18 protein-coding genes are annotated in these 18,892 nt (G+C 37.0%); 7 read left to right on the top strand and 11 right to left on the bottom strand.

Annotation, left to right across the window (positions count from 1 at the left end):
• Positions 1-81: 81 nt before the first annotated feature.
• The 7 genes from fliW to hpf all read left to right on the top strand — a co-directional run bounded on the left by fliW (position 82) and on the right by hpf (position 5,539).
• Positions 82-492, top strand: a complete 411-nt coding sequence (fliW, locus tag U5B17_RS01870; protein ID WP_489699215.1) for a flagellar assembly protein FliW — start codon at positions 82-84, stop codon at positions 490-492.
• A 4-nt stretch (positions 493-496) separates the two neighbouring features.
• Positions 497-2,665 (top strand): hypothetical protein, encoded by a 2,169-nt coding sequence (locus tag U5B17_RS01865; protein WP_430803664.1) that lies wholly within the window; start codon positions 497-499, stop codon positions 2,663-2,665.
• A gap of 46 nt (positions 2,666-2,711) precedes the next feature.
• Positions 2,712-3,083 (top strand): hypothetical protein, encoded by a 372-nt coding sequence (locus U5B17_RS01860; RefSeq protein ID WP_430803663.1) that lies wholly within the window; start codon positions 2,712-2,714, stop codon positions 3,081-3,083.
• Positions 3,084-3,091: 8 nt separating this feature from the next.
• Positions 3,092-3,685, top strand: coding sequence for a prepilin-type N-terminal cleavage/methylation domain-containing protein (locus tag U5B17_RS01855; protein ID WP_430803662.1), 594 nt, complete (start codon positions 3,092-3,094; stop codon positions 3,683-3,685).
• Positions 3,682-4,512 (top strand): prepilin-type N-terminal cleavage/methylation domain-containing protein, encoded by an 831-nt coding sequence (locus U5B17_RS01850; RefSeq protein ID WP_430803661.1) that lies wholly within the window; start codon positions 3,682-3,684, stop codon positions 4,510-4,512. The genes U5B17_RS01855 and U5B17_RS01850 overlap by 4 nt, the downstream gene beginning before the upstream one ends.
• Positions 4,509-4,946 (top strand): hypothetical protein, encoded by a 438-nt coding sequence (locus U5B17_RS01845; protein ID WP_430803660.1) that lies wholly within the window; start codon positions 4,509-4,511, stop codon positions 4,944-4,946. The genes U5B17_RS01850 and U5B17_RS01845 overlap by 4 nt, the downstream gene beginning before the upstream one ends.
• Before the next feature lie 65 nt (positions 4,947-5,011).
• Entirely contained in the window at positions 5,012-5,539 is a 528-nt protein-coding gene (gene hpf / locus U5B17_RS01840) for a ribosome hibernation-promoting factor, HPF/YfiA family (protein ID WP_230056188.1), read from the top strand.
• 46 nt (positions 5,540-5,585) lie between these two features.
• Here hpf and U5B17_RS01835 read toward each other — a convergent pair whose 3' ends face one another.
• From U5B17_RS01835 to U5B17_RS01785, 11 genes are all read right to left on the bottom strand, one after another.
• Positions 5,586-6,416, bottom strand: coding sequence for a CheR family methyltransferase (locus tag U5B17_RS01835; RefSeq protein ID WP_430803659.1), 831 nt, complete (start codon positions 6,414-6,416; stop codon positions 5,586-5,588).
• On the bottom strand, positions 6,406-6,969 hold the full coding sequence (locus U5B17_RS01830; RefSeq protein ID WP_430803658.1) for a CheB methylesterase domain-containing protein: 564 nt from the start codon (positions 6,967-6,969) through the stop codon (positions 6,406-6,408). The genes U5B17_RS01835 and U5B17_RS01830 overlap by 11 nt, the downstream gene beginning before the upstream one ends.
• A gap of 57 nt (positions 6,970-7,026) precedes the next feature.
• Positions 7,027-7,452 (bottom strand): fatty-acid--CoA ligase, encoded by a 426-nt coding sequence (locus U5B17_RS01825; RefSeq protein WP_430803657.1) that lies wholly within the window; start codon positions 7,450-7,452, stop codon positions 7,027-7,029.
• Positions 7,453-7,461: 9 nt separating this feature from the next.
• Positions 7,462-10,578, bottom strand: coding sequence for a cytochrome c biogenesis protein (locus tag U5B17_RS01820; protein WP_430803656.1), 3,117 nt, complete (start codon positions 10,576-10,578; stop codon positions 7,462-7,464).
• Positions 10,579-10,845: 267 nt separating this feature from the next.
• A complete protein-coding gene (gene purH, locus U5B17_RS01815) occupies positions 10,846-12,378 on the bottom strand; it encodes a bifunctional phosphoribosylaminoimidazolecarboxamide formyltransferase/IMP cyclohydrolase (RefSeq protein WP_430803655.1) in 1,533 nt (510 codons plus the stop codon).
• A gap of 13 nt (positions 12,379-12,391) precedes the next feature.
• On the bottom strand, positions 12,392-13,279 hold the full coding sequence (locus U5B17_RS01810) for a hypothetical protein (RefSeq protein ID WP_430803654.1): 888 nt from the start codon (positions 13,277-13,279) through the stop codon (positions 12,392-12,394).
• Positions 13,279-14,049 carry a DnaJ domain-containing protein gene (locus U5B17_RS01805; protein WP_430803653.1) on the bottom strand — a complete coding sequence of 257 codons (771 nt, stop codon included), beginning with the start codon at positions 14,047-14,049 and terminating at the stop codon, positions 13,279-13,281. Before U5B17_RS01805 ends, U5B17_RS01810 begins: the two co-directional genes overlap by 1 nt.
• 3 nt (positions 14,050-14,052) lie before the next feature.
• The gene (locus U5B17_RS01800; protein WP_430803652.1) at positions 14,053-15,114 is read right to left on the bottom strand and encodes an SDH family Clp fold serine proteinase; all 1,062 of its coding nucleotides are present in this window, start codon (positions 15,112-15,114) and stop codon (positions 14,053-14,055) included.
• Positions 15,114-17,309: a phosphoribosylformylglycinamidine synthase subunit PurL gene (gene purL / locus U5B17_RS01795; protein ID WP_430803651.1), complete on the bottom strand. Its 2,196-nt coding sequence runs from the start codon at positions 17,307-17,309 to the stop codon at positions 15,114-15,116. The genes U5B17_RS01800 and purL overlap by 1 nt, the downstream gene beginning before the upstream one ends.
• Positions 17,310-17,452: 143 nt before the next feature.
• The gene (locus U5B17_RS01790) at positions 17,453-18,163 is read right to left on the bottom strand and encodes a DUF8095 domain-containing protein (protein WP_430803650.1); all 711 of its coding nucleotides are present in this window, start codon (positions 18,161-18,163) and stop codon (positions 17,453-17,455) included.
• Positions 18,163-18,882, bottom strand: a complete 720-nt coding sequence (locus U5B17_RS01785) for a DUF8095 domain-containing protein (protein ID WP_430803649.1) — start codon at positions 18,880-18,882, stop codon at positions 18,163-18,165. The genes U5B17_RS01790 and U5B17_RS01785 overlap by 1 nt, the downstream gene beginning before the upstream one ends.
• Between the last annotated feature and the right edge of the window lie 10 nt (positions 18,883-18,892).

Raw genomic sequence — 18,892 nt, 5'->3', positions numbered from 1 at the left:
TTTTGCTATTTTACATTTTTTGCGATTATTTTTGGATAAATTTATAAATTTTTTGTTTTTTAACAAGAAAAATGATACAATATGAGCAAACTTAAAATAGGAGAAAAAATGACATTCACCGTTAAAAGTCCGATACTTGGTTTTGAGCATATAAAAACGATGGAACTTATCGAGCTTGATAAATTTTTTGTAAAACTTCAAAGCAAAGATGATGCAACATCTTTTACTATGATAAACCCATATGCACTTAGAGACTATGAGTTTGAAATTCCAAGCTACTATGAAGAACTTATGCAGATAAAAGATACGAGTGAGCTTCGCGTTTATAACATTTTGGTAGTATCGTTGCCGCTTGAAAAATCACATGTAAATTTTATGGCTCCTATAGTTTGCAATATGGACAACATGACACTTTCTCAGGTAGTTCTAGACATGAACCTATATCCGCAATACGGACAAGCTGAGCAGATAGAGAGCTTTATACAAAAATAATTTTATGCACTTTTGGCGGCACATTTTACTTACTTTGTTTGTCTGTGTTGCCGCCTTTGGCGTTGTTGCTGAAATTTCAAATGGCATAGACTGTGAGCACAAAAATAGTAAATGTGGTCTAAAAGCCTATTACAAAGATGGTGATGCTAGCATTTTTAAAAAGTTAAGCTCTAAAGACACTTCGTCCGTATATGCAAGTAAATTTAGCCCCTTAAATGTCGATGAAAACGGCGGTTTTTATATAGATGAAAATATAAATTTTAACTTTAGCTCAAGACGCAATGAACGCTATTTTTACCCTTATAAACCATTTGCCGATCCGCCAAATGCACCTCTTCAAATTTCACAAAAGAGCTGGAGTGTAGAGTGGAAAGGCTATATTTATGTACAAGATACTGGGACTTATGCCTTTTTTACTGATGATAATAGTGTAAATTTTAGTATTACATTAAACGATAAAAAGCTTCAAACTATCTCACTAAAAGAGCCCTTTTTAACATCAAATAATTTAGACATAAGCAAAAATTTCATCAAACTAACACAGGGCTATCACGATATAAACATAAAACTTAAAACAAATTCCAAGGACGCTATTTTTTCGCTACTTTGGTTAAATTATACAAACCCAGAAAAAACGACAGGAAGGGCGAAATTTAAAAATCCACAAAATATATTTGAGTATATGAGAGTTATTAGCAAAGATAGCTTCTCGTGGCAAGTGCCACATGCTAGTACAAATTTAAGCTCAGATGAAGTGAGAGTTATAGATGAGAGATTTTTTATACAAGATAAAAGCAGCGAATGGAAATTTTATAGTCCGATGGTAACAAAGCACGCGGGCAAGGCGTATCGCTACTGCTTAGTTGCAAAAAATGGGGCTAATAGCCATCAGATATTTGACATATATGCTAAATACACAAATACGACAATAAAAAACAACAAGCCAAACACAAACTATGAGATTTCAAAAAAGCTTGCTAGTGTCAGGGTAAATGAGTGCTTTTTACAAAGCTTTGAAGCAAGTAAAGCTGTGGTGCTAGGTGCATTTAAAAACGGTGAAAGCAGAGCTAAAGTCTTAGAATACCTTAAAGATCATTATGATGATCACGATGCCTTTGCTGTTTTGCCAGCAAATTTTATACTTCAAACAGATGAGGCAAACACTATCAAAACTGGTAAAAAAACGAGTTGGCATATCATAGCAAATGATATAAACGGTAAAATCTCAAAAACATATAGTACAAAACTTACTCAAAAAACTATAAATTTAAATGAGAGAGAAATTTTAACAAATACCCTAACCCCAAAACCAAATGATGTCTACTGTAAAACAGACACAAAAGAATTTTCCCTTGGCCCATCTATTGTTTTTAATGGTGGAGTTAGCGCACAAGAAGATGTTATTTTTGATGATGTTGTAAGCTTTGAGATAAATATTTTAGATGATGAATTTAGTCAAATAGACAGTCAAAAGTATCAAAATTTTAGCACCCAAAATGACTTTAAAAAAGCAAAAACCATAGAGCAGGTAAAAAACTACGGATATGAATGTAAGGATTTTTTGATTAAGGGTATAACTGCTGGGCTTTCAAGCGATGGGCTGGTTTCTTGCTATGTTAAAAATGCGGATGATATCACATTTGATGTTTTGCCCGCAAGTTTTGATATAAACGCAAGCATTAGTGGTGCGTTTGATGAGAATTTTGTATATGTAAATGACAAAAACAAAAGCTCACACTCACAGATGTCAGCTAGCTTGATTTTGGAATTTTTAGCAAAAAGTTATGATAACAAAGAGCTTAAAAATTTTACAAAAAATTGCTATGCAAAGGATATTTTAGTAGAAATTTTACATAAAAAAGATGAGAAATTTTACTTTTTACAAGAAAACAACGGTACTTTTGCTATCAAAAAAGAGCTTTTTAAAGATGGTAAAGCAAAGCAAGCATTAGCTTTTAATTTTAATAAAAGTGATAGCAAAGAGCCTTTTTTGATAGATGCAAGCAAATTTGAAATAAAAAATTTATATACAAAAGATAGCAAAAGCCTTATAGCAAATCAGCAAAACTCTGATAAAAAAGTCGCATTTCTTAGCGCTAGAGTATATTCTGCGCTTCATGAACTTAAATTTAATGATATAAAAGTAGATGAGCGCTACGGCTTTTTTTTGTGAAAAAAACTGCAAATTGATAGAAAATTTTGACTTTTTTGGTGAGCTAATGCCAGCATCTTCAAACTGGCGAATAAATAAAAAACATAGTGAAAATTTTGGTATTGCAAAAAATTATGAAAGTTTATTTGTGGGAAGCGATGAGAGCAAATTTAAGGGTGCTAGTAAGCTAGAAAATGGCGTTAGAGAGCTTACATTTGAAAACAACAGTCAAAAAGAGGGGCTAAAGGATAAAATTTCGCCTATTTTTGATGATAATATAACCTGGTTTGAGCAAAAGCCTTATTTTTGGCTTAGACTTTATAGACAAGATGATGCTTGGCATGGTAAATCATACAATACAAATGGCGAGCAAAAATCAGCGGGCGAGTTTATATACAAATCTACACAAGAGCGTAAAAATCGCCGCATAGAGTGGTAAAAGTCATAATGAAAAAAGGCTTTTCTCTCATAGAAACCATCGTGTCAATAGTAATAATAGGCATTATAAGCTTAGCTTTGCCAGCCATTATGAAACTAAGCGCTAATGCAAATGCAAAAAGTACGCTAAGTCAAAGCGTTACAAATGCAAAAAGCGCCCTTGTTTTAGCCATAAAATCGCCCTACACATGTGCCTACATAAACAAATATAAAGGTCAAAGCGTACCTATTTTTGCTAGTGAAAATTTCTATATCAAATTTGGGCTTTTTGGTGAAGGGCGCAGAAATTTTGCTGATACTAAAATTTTAGCTTCACACGATGGTAGCTGCTCTAACTTACAAAGCATAGATAAGATAAAAAGCGAAAATTTTATCCCAAATAATACGAGCGATTTTACACAAAACTTTAGCTATGAAATTAGCACACATCCTACAAGAGCGCCATTTGATGAAAGTATAAGCACTTTAGAAAATTTTGACACAAAGCTAGTTACCATAAACGGTAAAGCAGGTACTGGTGATCAAAGTCAAAATATACGCATGCATGCTATCGTTACAAATATCGGCGAACTTGAAGGTGTGATGATAAAGCAACTAAAATGAGAAAAGCTTTTAGCCTTATTGAGGTTGTTTTAGTTGTAGTTATCATAGCGATAATGGCAACAGTAAGCATAAATTTATTGCTCGTTCTTTATAAAAATTATTCTACCAGCGAGCGTATGGTAATACTTGAGCTACAAAGCCAAAATGCACTTGAGTATATCGGTAAACTACTTGCTGTGCGTATCCCTGAAAGCGCGGTGGCAAAAGAATGGGATAGTAATATTTTTTTACCTCTTTTACATAAAGGTGGCTCAGACTATGACACGCTTGAATTTGTAGCTTATACGCCTGAAGCCTTTTTTGAGGGCTTTTATAGTGGCTTTGCAGACCTTCAGGCAAGTACAAAACAAACCATAAAAACACCCTTAAGCAGACTAACAAAACTAGATAGTGTTATCAGCGATCTAAATCCAAAATTTGGCTCTGGTTTTGAACTTGCTGTGATATTTAAATCTCTAAACTATAACGCTAGCGATTTTGGTTATAGTGGTAAGACAAATTTAGACACAGCAAAAATCAAAGATGACATCACTTTTGAGATTGGGAAAAGGCGTTTAGATGGGCTTGTAAGCGAGCATTATCACATAGCGCATACAGCTTACGCCATAAGAGTGGTTCCTAGTCAAGTTACAGCACAAAACGATCTTGTGCTTTATTTTAACTACCGCCCATGGCTTAATGAGAGTGCAAAAGACGGCGAAAGTGCAGTATTAGCCAAAAATGTAAGCACATTTGTATTTGGTGCAAATGATGGATCGATAAGGCTAAAGCTATGCCTAAGCAACCAAAATTTAGATACTTTATGCAAAAGCAAGGTCGTGCAATGAAAAGTGGCTTTAGTTTACTTATAGCGATATTTTTTATGATTGGCGTGATGGGCATAGCCATGCTTTCTTTAAAATTTTCGGCAACTAGCTTAAACTCAGTTACCCAAAGCTACATAAACGAACAAGCAGAAATTCTCGCCCAAAGTGCTACAGAATACGCCATGCTGCGACTTTTAAAGCATGACTTTAACCAAGGATGCCTAACAGACATCAGCACAACTTTTACCCCGTCAAATACAACCCTAAAGCTCTATGATATAAAAATTTCAATAGAACTTTTTGGAAATATTGGCAACTGCAAAGGCATAAAAATTTCAGAGCCTAGTCAAAATGGTAGCGTTATAATCGATGTTGGTGTTACTTATAATAAAAGTGAAGACGATGCGCAAATTTATCCAGTGAGATTTTTTAAGAGAACTTTGCAAAAACTTTAAATTTTATTATTACTTTAGCCTCTTGTTGTTATAATACTAATACACTTTAAAGTAAGGAGGATGCGATGAATACAAGCATCACAGGCAGACAAATAGAACTTACCGAGCCTATAAAAGGCTACATCGAAAATGCGTTTGAAACGCTTGGCAAATACAACCTAGACATCATCTCAGGCAGATGTGTAGTTTCAGCTGATGAAAAACAAGGCAAAAAGGGTTTTAGTGCCGAATTTGCACTAAATTTAGCACACAAAGACACCATAGTTATCCGCCAAAAAGACAAAGACTTGTATGCTGCGATAGATCTTGCTATTGAGCGTGCTTCAAAAGTTTTAAGAAGAGAGCATGATAAAAGAACAACCGTAAAAGGCAAGGCTGACGATAAAGAGACGCGCTCGCATATTGGAGAAGAGAAGGTAGAGGGCGTAGATGAGATAGTCCCTATGGAGCTTGAGCTTTACAAGCCACTTGAAATAGAAGAGGCACTAGAGCATCTAAAAACTAGCGACATGCAGTTTTATGTATTTAATGACATTGATGCAAAAATGCGTGTTATTTATAAAAGAAATGACGGAAAATTTGGTCTTTACTAAAATTTGGGGCAGCTTGCCCCTATCATCTACATCCTATAAATAAAACTTAAATCTTTGCGTAGTATGTCGTTCCTCCGCTAAAGCGTTTTTCGTATAGCGGAGTATAAGGCACAAGATCGGCATGACCAGCATAAAATCTACCATGATCGCCAAGCATCCTATGGAGTCGCTCAACGCATTTTAGTCTAAACTCATCGTCAAAATATATCATCATATTTCGTGAAAGGATGATGTCAAATTTTCCAAGCGCAAAAAGCGCATCGTCAAATACATTTAACACTTTAAATTCACACTTGCAAAGAGCTTGCTTTTTTATTTCAAATTTTTCACCCTCAAGTTTTACGAAAAACCTACTTTTTTGAAAATCATCAAGCCTATGTATACTCCTACTATTATAATGTGCGCTCTGACAATGCTTTATAGCTTCTGAGTTTATATCAATACCAACGATACTTATAGCACCCTTTTCTATCCCCATTTCCACAGCAAGCATCGCAAGTGAATAAACCTCATCTCCAGTAGAGCAAGGAGCACAGAGGATTCTGGCCCCACCAAGGTCTCTTGCGTAGTTTATCACATCTTTGAGCTGTGGCAGCTCTCTATAAAAATATGTTTCATTAACTGTGATTAAATTTAAAATATCTTGCCTTAATGTGTAGTTTGTGCGTATCAAACTTACAATATCCTTAAAAGTTGAAATATTGTTGTTTTTAGCAAAACTAGTTAGGCGTTTAAGTGTTATATCTCTTTTAGACTCAAGATCAACACCGCATAAAATTCTGATATTTTTTATGAATTCGTTAAAGTTTTCCATATCTTTTGGCTCTGGAGTATCAACAACATGTCCAGCGACAATCTCTGGTTTATTAAAGAACATCTAAAAACTCCTGTAACTCTTTTTTTATACTCATAACATTTAACACTCGCACTTGCGGATTTAGCTCTTTTGCCCGCTTTGGCATGCCATAAACTATAGCACTCTCTTCACTCTCAGCAAGACATTTTGCTCCAGCTTTAAAAAGTGCCGCAAGCCCAGCAGCTCCATCATCACCTATGCCTGTTAGCAATACAGCCATAACCTCAGTGTGTTTGCAAACACTAATACCAGAGTGAAAAAGAACATCGACATTTGGAGTAAAGGTGGTGACTTTTTCTGGTACTGGCTTTGCTGATATTGGCAGTACATCGCTAATTATAAAATTTTGATCACAAATATAAATTTTATCTTTTAAAATTTTTCGCTCAGACAAAAGCTCCACATCCACACCGCACTCTTTGCCAACTTGCGAAGCAAAAGATGGTATGAACATTTTATTCATATGTTGGGCTATAACTACACTAGCACCGTTTAGTCTAATATCCTTTAAAAGTTTTTTTATATGTCCTGGACCTCCCGTGGAAGCACCGATAAGAACTAGCTTTTGAGCCATATACTACCTTTGTAAATTTTTACAGATTTATAGTTTAACATAATTTTATTATTTTTACTACTTTGCTCGATTATTTATTCCATCAGTTTCACTTATCTCTATCTCGCGCTCGTAAGATGGATTTTTCTTTTTTGCATTTGTACCCAGATAAAGTATAAGCTTTGCATCAACATTTTTATGAGAAGCCACAAGAGTTATAAATTTTAAATACTTTTTAACATCATCTAAAGCTTTATCATCTTGTTTTGGTGGAATACTAAGTTTTTCTACAAATATCCTACAAGTACCAAAAATATCATTTTTACTAGAATTTGGGTTTAAAACAACACCAAGCAAGTCATCTATAGTTATAGTTTTTTCTTGCTGAGATGGTGTAATTTTGGTATTTAAATTTGGGTTTTGTGTGCCAGCTTTTAGCTTTAATATCAAAAAAAGTAAAGCTAAACAAAGTAATATAAAAATAGCAACTAAAGCCCAAATCAAGAAATTTCCTTATAGTTTTTGAGTGCTTTTTCGTTTATAATACGCAAAAATAGACAACGCAAACATTACAGCAACCGTAACATATACAAAGTTTGGTATCGGCATCGGATCACCTGTGGCATAAGAGTGCATACCTGCAAGATAGAAATTTACACCAAAATATGTCATTATGATACTCCAGTAAGCAAACATAGATGCAACGGCAAAGGCATATTGGCTATTAAGCTTTGGAACAAATCTCATATGAAGCACAGCCGCATATACAAGGATAGAGATCAAAGCCCAAGTCTCCTTACTATCCCAACCCCAGTATCTGCCCCAACTCTCGTTTGCCCAAACACCTCCAAGAAAATTTCCAAGTGTCAAGAGGCTGATACCAAGTATCATAGCCATCTCGTTTATACGAGTAGCTTCGGTGATATTTCGCATTATCTCTTTATTTTCTGAATTTTTTCTTTGCATTGCTATAAGCACTAGAACAAAAAAGCCAAGCAATGAGCAAAGTCCTAAAAAGCCGTAGCTAGCCGTGATAACAGAAACATGGATAGTTAGCCAGTAGCTTTGAAGCACTGGAACAAGAGTAGTTATCTGTGGATCCATCCAGCTAAGATGTGCAACAAATAAAGTTATACCAGCTAACATCGAAGTAAGCGCTATAGCGATAGGGCTACGCTTTGAAAAGACGATACCAGAAAGTCCAAGAGCCCAAGCTATATAAACCATCGACTCATACGAGTTACTCCACGGTGCGTGCTCTGAGATATACCAGCGAAGCCCAAGCCCTGCTGTGTGTGCGATAAAAGCAAGTAAATTTATAATATATATAGCTTTTATAACTGGGTTTATGTTTAGTCTTGGAGTAAGCATCTTAATAAATATAAATATCAAAAGCGCGAAACCTGCAAGAAGATAAACTGGTGTCAAACGCTCAAAAATTTGCACCTTGTTAAATAAAATTTCCATATCTACGCGTGATTTTGAAGGGATAACACTTGAGCCGTATCTCTCTTGATAAATTTTTATATTTGCAAGTTTTTCATCGGCTAACGACCATTTTTTAGTATATTCATTAGCATTTGAGCTAGATTTTTCGCCAAGCTTCATGGCTGCTTCGACTGCTTCAAAATACTCCTTCATTATGTTAGCGATTACACCTGACTCCTCTGGAGGGAAACTCATCATAGCTGAATACGGCGATGACCATGTATTTGACGGATCATTTTGCTTTGGAAATACCTTAAAAATTTCACCTATAAAAGCAATATAAAAGACATTCACGCGCTCGTCTATTTTAATAACATCCTTATCAAAAGTCCCACGAGAGCCTGGGTGTTTTCGGCTTGCAACATCAGCAAAACGACCTAGCTTATACTCGCTTTGGCCGTCTTTAAGCGTAAAAAACTCAACAAAACTTGCAAATTTTTTAGCTGGGTCGATACCAAGCTCTTTTTTAAGCTCTGCACTACTTCCAAGAGCTATAACAGGCTCACTTCGCCAGTATTCTGGCTCTATCATTATAGATAGCAAGGCTTGGTTAGAATTTAGCTTATTTACACTATCTTTTCTATGAACTTTATTTAAGATATCACGACTAACAGTATCAAAAGGCTTCATCCTGCCGTCTGGGCTTTGAACTAAAATTTTACCAAGTTTATCAGCATGCTCTGCATTGATATGTGGCAAAAAGTCGTTTGCTACAATATTTTGCGTGTTAAACACAGCAAAAAGAGCAAACAAGGCAGCAACAACCTTTTTACTTGATTCAACATCAACAAGATGAGCCAACTTTCTAAAGCGAGAACCTGGGTTTATGATGTTTAGGATAAAACCTAGCCCCATTATAAAGTAGCCGATGTAGGTTGGAATTTTGCCTGGATCTCTATTTACAGATAAAACCGTGCCTTTTTCATCTTGGTCATATGAGCTTTGGAAAAAGCGATATCCTGCGTAATCTAGGACATTATTCATGTAAATTCTATAATCAAATCCTGGCTGAATTTCTGAGTTTGGATCTTTTACCACAACATCACTAGCATATCCCATAGGCGAATTTGAGCCTGGGTAGCGTTTTAGTTCAAAATCTTTTAAGTAAAGGCTAAAAGGTAGCTTTATCCTTTGAGCCCCCCAAGATACGAAAAATACTTTATCTGCGATAAAAGCTCGCACTGGCTCAGAAATGTTATAAAACATAGCAACTTCTTTACTTTCGCCATTATGTTTTAGCTCAGCAACGATAGCATCAAATTCGCTCGTTTGTGTCGAAACCAGCTTTTTTGAGGCTGCTGGAGAAGCAAATTTAATAGAGAAATTTATACCATTTATAGTATAAAGCTTTGCTTTGTCAAAAGCAACCTCCTCTCCCGCCTTAATAGTCTTTTTTTCACCATCAAACACAGTAATATCAGTATTTGAAACAAAAAACGAACGCTCTTTATTTATCTGAAACAAAACATAAGCTTGACCATGCTTTGGAAGTTTATTTAAGGCAAAAGATGTAGGTCCAAGCTCTAGCTCATCGCCTTCAACAAGGCTAGCCTCCTCTTTATCTGTTTCATCAGACAGCACAAGCTCCACGGCCGCCTTACCATTTGCATCATCTACAAATTTATATCCAGCTTTTGGGACATATTCTAGGTATTTTAAATTTGCAACCCCACCGGGTAGGTCAAGCGAGAGGTCAAAACCACTTCTGCTTAGCGTGGAAAGCTCTTTTGGTATAGAGACAGAGTACTGTTTCTCATCGATTACCGTGCTAAAATTTATAAACGAACCTCGCGTTAGTATGGTATTTGACTCTGTGTTTTCACGAATATGCATAGTACCTTCAAAGCCAAGATATCTCGTTATGCCAGCACCTATTAATATAATCAAAAAACTCACATGAAACAGCAAAGATGGTAACTTTTTTATATTTATAAGCTTATATGCAAATATATTGTAAGCCAAATTTATACCCAAAAGCACCTGAACAAGAGCAAACCAGCTCGCACCATAAACAACTTCCCATGCTGCTTGTGTCGTCTCGAGCCTCTCAATGATAGTTGCCACTGCAGAGCCGATAGCAAATATCAAAAATAGCACTATCGCAGATCCCATGCTAAAAAAAGTTTTTGTTAAATTTCTCATATGTCGCCTTTTTAGTAAAAGTCTTATTATATTATATTAGTTTAAATTTTTACTTTACTAATGCTTAAATTTTGTCGAAAAATAGAGTAGAAAAGTAAAATTTGTGGTCAAATTTATTGCACACTTGGCTGTAAGTAAAACTGGTGTAAATTTATGCTTAAAATTACGCCAAGCAATGTAGAAATTTTAAGCCAAGATAATACAATATAGTCTATCGCTGACTTAAAATTTCAAGCTAGTTAAAATACTCGCAATATGCACTAAATTTTAATGCAAGAAGTGGCGAACACCCGTAAAGTAAAGTGCCATACCATGCTCATTGGCCGCTGCTATAACCTCATCGTCACGGATACTTCCGCCTGGCTCGATGACGCATTTTACGCCGACTTCGTTTGCGATATCGATACTATCACGGAATGGAAAAAACGCCTCACTAGCAAGCACACAACCACTTAAATCAAGCCCCATATCTTTTGCCTTTGCCACTGCTGCACGAGCCGCATCAACACGGCTAGTCATACCCATACCAATCGCTACAACGGCTCCATTTTTAGCATAAACGACGCAGTTTGACTTAGTAAGTGCAGCCACTTTCCACGCGATATCGGCGTCTTTTAGCTGCTCGTTTGTAGCACTTATCTTGCCCATCTGCTTCATATTTTTTAGCTCATCGTCCTTGACCTCGTCGCGTTCTTGATAGACAAAACCGCCATCAACACGCCTAAAATCATACTTGTCGTTTGCACGAACTAAAAATTTATTATCTTGAGTGAAAATTTTAATGCGTTTTTTGGCGTCAAACACAGCTAAAGCTTCGTCTGTGACATTTGCAGCAAGGATTACTTCGACATAAATTTCATTGATCTTTTCGGCCAAAGCCTTATCTAATATGCCATTTATCGCGACAACCCCACCATAAGCTGAGATCGGATCGCATTTCAGGGCTTCAGTGTAGCTTTCTAGCAGGGTTGATTTTACCGCAAAGCCACAAGGATTGGCGTGTTTGATAATCGCCACAGCAGGAGCTTCATCAAAGCTAGTTGCAAGCATTAAAGCACCGTTTATATCGGTTAGGTTATTAAAACTCGCCTCGCCTTTAAGTGCTCTAAAATTGTTCGTAAAAAAATACTCAAACTCGTAAAGTGCACCTTTTTGATGTGGATTTTCGCCGTAACGAGTATCAAAAACCTTGCTTCCTACGATAAATTTACTCGCTCCAAAGCCGCCATTAAATCGCTCGTTCATGTAGTTTGCGATCATCGCATCATATGCTGCCGTATGCTCGTAAGCCTTTATCATCAGACTTCGGCGAAAATCAACATCCGCCCTGCCCTCTTTTAGTCGCGTCAAAATCTCATCATAGTCAAGTATGTCAGTCACCACCAAAACATCTTTAAAATTTTTTGCCGCCGAACGCAGCATCGCAGGGCCGCCGATGTCGATATTTTCGATAATCTCATCAAAATCATCAGTGCGGATCGTGGTCTGCTTAAACGGATATAAATTTACACATACTAAATCAATGCCACCGATACCATTTGCAACCGCTTGTGCGGCGTGGTTTGCATCATCTCTTTTGTGTAAAATTCCACCGTGAATTTTAGGGTGCAGGGTTTTTACACGCCCCTCAAACATCTCTGGCGAGGCTGTGTATTCGCTAACTTCTGTCGCGCTTATACCGTTTTCTTTAAGCAGTTTATAAGTCCCGCCAGTACTTAAAATCTCCCAGCCAAGCTCACTTAGCCCACGCCCAAACTCCACAACGCCGTCTTTGTCACTCACACTGATTAATGCTCGCATTTTTGCTCCTTTATCAACTGTATATGATTGTTACTATCGTTGCTATCAAACTTAAAAAACCTATTATTGTGCCAAATATCGTTATTTTTCTATCTTGTTTAGTTTTTTGTTTTTCATAAATAACTTGAACTAAATCTGAAATTTGTAATTTTAATTCACTATGTAAATTTTTAGTAGCCAATTTATCTGAGATAATTTTATAAATCTCATAGACTTGTATTTTTGTGGGTTTTATAGGATTATCAAAATAGGCATTAAGATCAAATTTTAAATATTCATCTCGAATTTCAATCATTTTTTTAAAATTCTTATCATTATAGTAGCTTGAGGTTTTATTTAAAAAATTAAAAATTTTTTTATTATAAGCCAATGCCAAAACAAATAAAATTAAAAATCTTTCAAATTTATCTTTTGAGTCAGCTATTTTGCTCATTACAGCTAAATTTCCATTATCAAAAACAGCTTTTAAATCATCATTATCGTAACTATTGTTGTTAGTTAATTTTAAAGTTTTTGAATGGCGAATAGCAAGTGAAATAATATTATTGTCACAATTTCCATTAAATAAATAAGCAAAATTCTCTCCATCTTGTTTGCAAATCACATTATCGAAATCAGATTGAAATTTATAAAGTTTTTCCAATTGTTCTTTATTATAATTTTTATCACTACTAAACGATATATTATCTCTAATTAATAAAAAATATGTATCAAAAAACTCATAAATTTCCCTATTTTCATCTATTTTATAAGAATAAAGTTCATTTTGAATACTTTCAAATAAAAAATTTATCTTATCAATTTTCTTTTTTTCTTGATGAAAATTTGTAAATTTTTTAAATATTTTCTCGTCATCAAGATACAAAATTTTTACAACATAAACATTATTGATGTTATCCATCAGCTCTCGTCTCGCTCTTTTTTAATACTCTCATACGCTTCATTTATCTCTTGTAGTTTTTTAGTCGATTTTTCGATGACATCTTCGCTTTCGCCCTGCCCCATAAGTATGTCTGGATGGTATTTTTTCACAAGCTCGCGGTAGCGTTTTTTCACATCAGCAAAACTTGCTGAGCGTGAAATTTCAAGCACTTCATACGGATCTTTTGCCCTGCTTTGGGTGCTTGAGTTTGAGCTGTTTTGATAGCGACTGCCAGTGTAAAACCGCTCAAAACGATCTATTATCATATCAAGCACAGAGTTGCTGATGTCAAAACCTCTTGCGATCTGTTCAATCACACGCCTCTCACCTGCACCAAACTCGCCGTCAATGTAGGCTAAATTTAAAAAAAATGTAATCCTAGCAATTGCAATTTGTTGGCTTAGGCGAAATTTCAGCTTATACTCTCGAGCCACATCGTAAGTCTCATCTACAAGCTCCTTTTCAGTGTCAAATACCGCTTTAAGCTCTGCTCTGCTAACACCAGTTTTAATAACTAAATCATCAAAAATTTCGCTTACAAGCTGGGCTTCTAGCTCACTTACTCTGCCATCGCCTTTAGCAATTTTTGCTAAAAGTGCCGTTAAGAATTTCGCCTCGTCTTGACTAGCTTGTCTGAAATTTATACCACTAAAATTTCCGCCAAATCCACCCTGCAAACTGCCAAAAATCCTACCAGCAAACTTAAAAATCAACCAAAATATAAATAGATAAAATAAAAACGATAACATATTTCACCACAAATGATAGATAGTGTTTTTGAGTTTGCCACCTATTAGCTCATTTTTACGCCATGAGCTATCATCATTCATCACGCTCCAGCGTCGCTCATCAGGGCGGTAAAACCAGTCTTTGTCGATCTGATAATAAATCTGCTTGCCGTTTGCTTCGATGATATTTGCGATGTTGTTATCGTGGTAGCTATTCTCGTCGTAGTCAGTAAATGCCCGCTGCCCCATCTCAGAATAAAGCATGGTTAGCTCTTGAAGCATCTCGTTTAGCTCATCGTCCATCTTTCGTACATGAAGTCCGATCTCCTCAGCCTCTCTTAGCATTATCGGATACTCGTGAGCTGGATAGTCGCTGTTTAGCTTTTCTGAAATTTGCTTGATCTTACTGTCATCATCGATGTGATAGCGTAAAATTTCACGGCAAATTTTAAGCGATAGCGAACTAGCACGATCAACCGCACCAAAAACGAGCGGATGGATGTATTCGTAAAGCGATTTATAGGGGTTTAGGTCGCTATCCTTCTCCTGCTCTTTCCATAGCTTTATCACACGGCTTAGCTCGTCCATCGAAACGCTTGAAAGCTCGTTGTTTTTAGTAGTCGGGCTTAGTTCGTGTTTTAGCGATGTATCAACAGGCGTAAGATACGCCAAAGGACCCATAAATATCTCGTTTGCTCCAAGTGCCATCATCGTAGCCGCCGAAGCACAATTGGCTGGGACAAGGGCTGTGATATTTTTGCAGTAGTTGCGAAGTGTAGAGATGATTTTAAGACTAGCGATACCACTACCACCATCGCTTTTAATATACAAAAAGGCATTGTCTAGCTTTTTACCCTTTAAAATTTCATACATCGCTGAAGCGTCGTTGCCGCAAACACTTCCAGCGTTTGAGTTATAGTAAGTTATGAGCGGTCCGCCAAGCTTTGCTTCAAGTTGCTTAATTAGCATTTGTGTTTGGTTAAATAAAACCGGCGGTTTGGTTACACTTTTTTTGTTGCCATTTTGTGTTAAATATTCATCATTCACGCCCTTTGCACTCCTATCTATCCACTCTTTAATACCCATTAGTCATCCTGTTTTATGATATTTCTAAACTTGTTAAAATAAATCTCACTCATCGCTTTTACACTCATTTTAACGCCGTCTATCTCAAAATTTTCGCTACCAACTACGCCGATTTTAGCTATTTTTAGACCAAATTTTGCCGCCAACTCAGCAAATTTAGCCTCATCTTTTACGCCTACAACTGCTCTTGAAAAGCTCTCGTCAAACACAAATCTTTCATCACCAAACTCGCATTTTACGCTTACGCCAAGCCCACTAACCGCCGACATTTTTGCTAGGCTCATCGCCACGCCACCAGTGCCGACTGAGTTTGCAAACTCCAAAATCCTGGCCTTGTTTGCTTCGATGACTAAATCCCAAAGTGCTCTTTCTTTTTTATAATCAACTTCTTTTAACTCGCCTCCAACTGCGTTAAATAGAGCTTTTAGATAAAGGCTTCCTGCAAATTCGCCAGTCGTTTCACCGACTAGATAAAGTGCCGTACCATTAGCTTTAAACACACTTGAAAGTGAATTTGCAGCACTATCATTAACGCCCACGCATACGATGCCTGGTGTCGGATACACGCCTACGCCATCTGTGTCATTATAAAGGCTTACATTGCCACTTACAACTGGCGTATTTAGCTGCTTACACGCCTCTTTTATCCCTTCGCAACCCTGTGCAAACTGCCACATAATCTCTGGATTTTCAGGGCTTCCGTAATTTAGGCAGTCAGTTATCGCCAAAGGCACAGCACCGCTCATCGCGACCTTTCGACCACTTGCTGCTACAGCCATCGCTGCACCGATTTTAGGATCGACATAGTTGTGACGAGAACTGCACTCCATACCCATGGCTACGGCTTTTCCAGTCTGTTTTATGCGAATAACCGCTGCACCCAAATGCCCCGGCTGTTTTATCGTGTTTGTTTGGATATTTGCGTCGTATTGATCGTAGATGAAGCTTTTATTTAAAATGTGTGGATTGTGTAAAAGCTTCTCAAAAGCCTCTTGATTAGGCACTTTTGCGAAAGAATTTAAGCTGATACTTTTGATCTCATCAAGATATTTTGGTCGTGCGGCTGGACGATCTAGGATTGGTGCCGCCTCGCTAAGTGGCTCAATCGGTATTTCGCCTACAAGCTCATTATGCCAGAAAAGCTCCATTTTACCACTATCTGTTACTTCGCCGATGACTTCTGCGTCAAGATCCCATTTAGCAAAAATTTCTTTTATCTTGCCCTCATAGCCCTTTTTAGCGCATATTAGCATTCGCTCCTGGCTCTCGCTAAGCATTAGCTCATATGGCGTCATACCACTCTCTCTCATCGGCACTTTATCAAGGTGCATACGCATGCCGCTACCGCTTCGCCCTGCCATCTCAAAGCTACTTGATGTAAGTCCAGCCGCACCCATATCCTGAATTCCCACGATATAATCAGTCTTAAACAGCTCCAAACAAGCTTCCATAAGAAGCTTCTCGGCAAATGGATCGCCTACTTGCACGGTTGGACGAAGGCTTTTGTTTTCGTCATTAAAGCTATCGCTTGCCATGACTGCACCACCTAGTCCGTCGCGCCCCGTTTTTGAGCCGACATACATTACTAGATTACCTACGCCTTCGGCCTTGGCGTAGAAAATTTCATCACTTTTGCAAAGCCCAAGCGCAAAGGCATTTACTAAGATATTGCCATTAAAGCTCTCATCAAATCCCACTTCACCGCCAACGGTTGGTATCCCCATGCAGTTGCCGTAGTGTCCGATACCAGCGACGCTTCCCTTGATAAGATGTCTTTGGTATTTAGCAACTTTATCAGAGCCGATGAAATTTCCAAAACGAAGAGAGTTCATATTTGCCACAACCCTTGCACCCATCGTGAAAACATCGCGAAGTATCCCACCAACGCCAGTTGTTGCACCTTGATACGGCTCGATAAAGCTTGGATGGTTGTGGCTTTCCATCTTAAACACAGCTGCGTATCCACCCCCAACATCAATGACACCAGCATTCTCACCCGGTCCTTGTATGACCCAAGGTGCTTTGGTCGGAAATCCGTTTAGGTATTTTTTGCTTGATTTATACGAGCAGTGTTCGCTCCACATCGCTGAAAACACGCCAAGCTCTAATAAATTTGGCTCACGACCTAGAATTTTAAGTATATTTTCATACTCGCCGTCGCTTATTTTGTGTGCTTTGATAGTAGCCTTATCCATTTTTAACCTTGCTTTGAAATTTTTAAAGATAGTATCAAAACTTGGCTAAATTTATGATAATTTTACTATTTATATCGTGTGCGTATTTTACATAAATTAAAGACTTTTCATATTTAAATGACTAGCTAGCAAGATCTATAAATTTACTCAAAAAATGAGTAACAAAGGAAATTTAGCAAAAATCTGCCTTGCTTTTTTAAATCCTCGCCGATGACATCATCTTTAAATTTTGGATGATTTATCGTATTTAAAACATCATTTTTTAAAGTTTTGTTAGCGTAGATCTGATAATCTATGCTATCTATCTCATAGCCTTCATTAATGCGAAGTTTTGCCTCAGTAATAGTGGTAAAAAACTCATCACCCGAGCCTATCATATAGTTTGTCACACTTCGTGACGCAACTTGCTTTTTGTCTTTAAAACTTTGACAAACCGAGCCATCTTTTACGCTAAAAACCACAGTCTCTACGATACCCAAGCCAAACTCATAAAGCTTGAAATTGCCTGAGTTTTGCACTAGCTCAAAGTCGCTTTTTAAGGCAAGGTCTATGCTTTTACCGCTTTTTAAATCTATCAAAATTATACTTTTGCTGGCTGGCATAGCAAAGATAGGACCGATGCTCTTACTGGTTTGCATACCAAAAGCATTTACTCTCATTACAGCCTCGCCGATGTGCTCACCCACTTTCTGCTTATTAGCACCTGCTATAGCGTAAAACGATATGTATTCAAGGCTTGCGTTATTTTCAACATACGCCTGCCACTCTCTCACATCTTTTTTGGCTATATCACTCATAATCCCAGCACAACCCATAAATACAAGCATAGTAAGCGCAAGCAGTAATATTCTCATTATTTAATCCCTTCAATGCAAACAAAATTTCCCAAAATTCGTTTTTGCTTTTGTAAATCTTTTAAGAGAATTTTTGTAAAATTTTCACTTCTTATAGCATCATTAAACTCACCCAAACTGACCTCATTTGGATATGATACATAGCTTACTTTTGGTAGTTTTATATCGTCATCTTTTGCGATCGAAACACTCATCATAGTGGCCACAAATTTGTCGTTTGCTTTGGAGTTAAAGCCATAATAGTTTGTTACAATCTTTGTTAGAATTTCTTTATTTTCATGGTAGCTTTGACACACTGAAGCATCACCGGAACGGTAAGTAACGCTTGCTAAAACACCGCCACCAAACTGATAAAATTTAACATTTTTTGATAGATAAAGCGCTTGTAAATCGATCTTATCATGCATATTTACATAGTGATGTCCATCCGCCCTATCTTCATCAATTATGATAAAACTAAGCCCATTTATCGCATACATATCGCCGATCTTAACGGCTTTTTCGCCACTCTTTCTAAGTGCCATACCGATAATCTCACCGTCTTTTAACTCTTTAGTTTTTCTTAAATTTTCAGAGTAAAAAGCGATCTGCGATAATGTGCCATTATTTTCTATAAAATTACTCCAATCTGAGTTAAGCAACCCAGAAGTGGCTTGAGTAAAATTTGTAGCGCAACCAGTCAAAAACAACAATGCAATAATTACAAGATACTTTTTCACATTTTCCTCC

This window comes from Campylobacter australis (assembly GCF_050586305.1).
Classification (GTDB): Bacteria; Campylobacterota; Campylobacteria; order Campylobacterales; family Campylobacteraceae; genus Campylobacter_A.
Note: the sequence above shows the minus strand (reverse complement) of the source record. Positions and strands in the feature narration are given on the sequence as shown.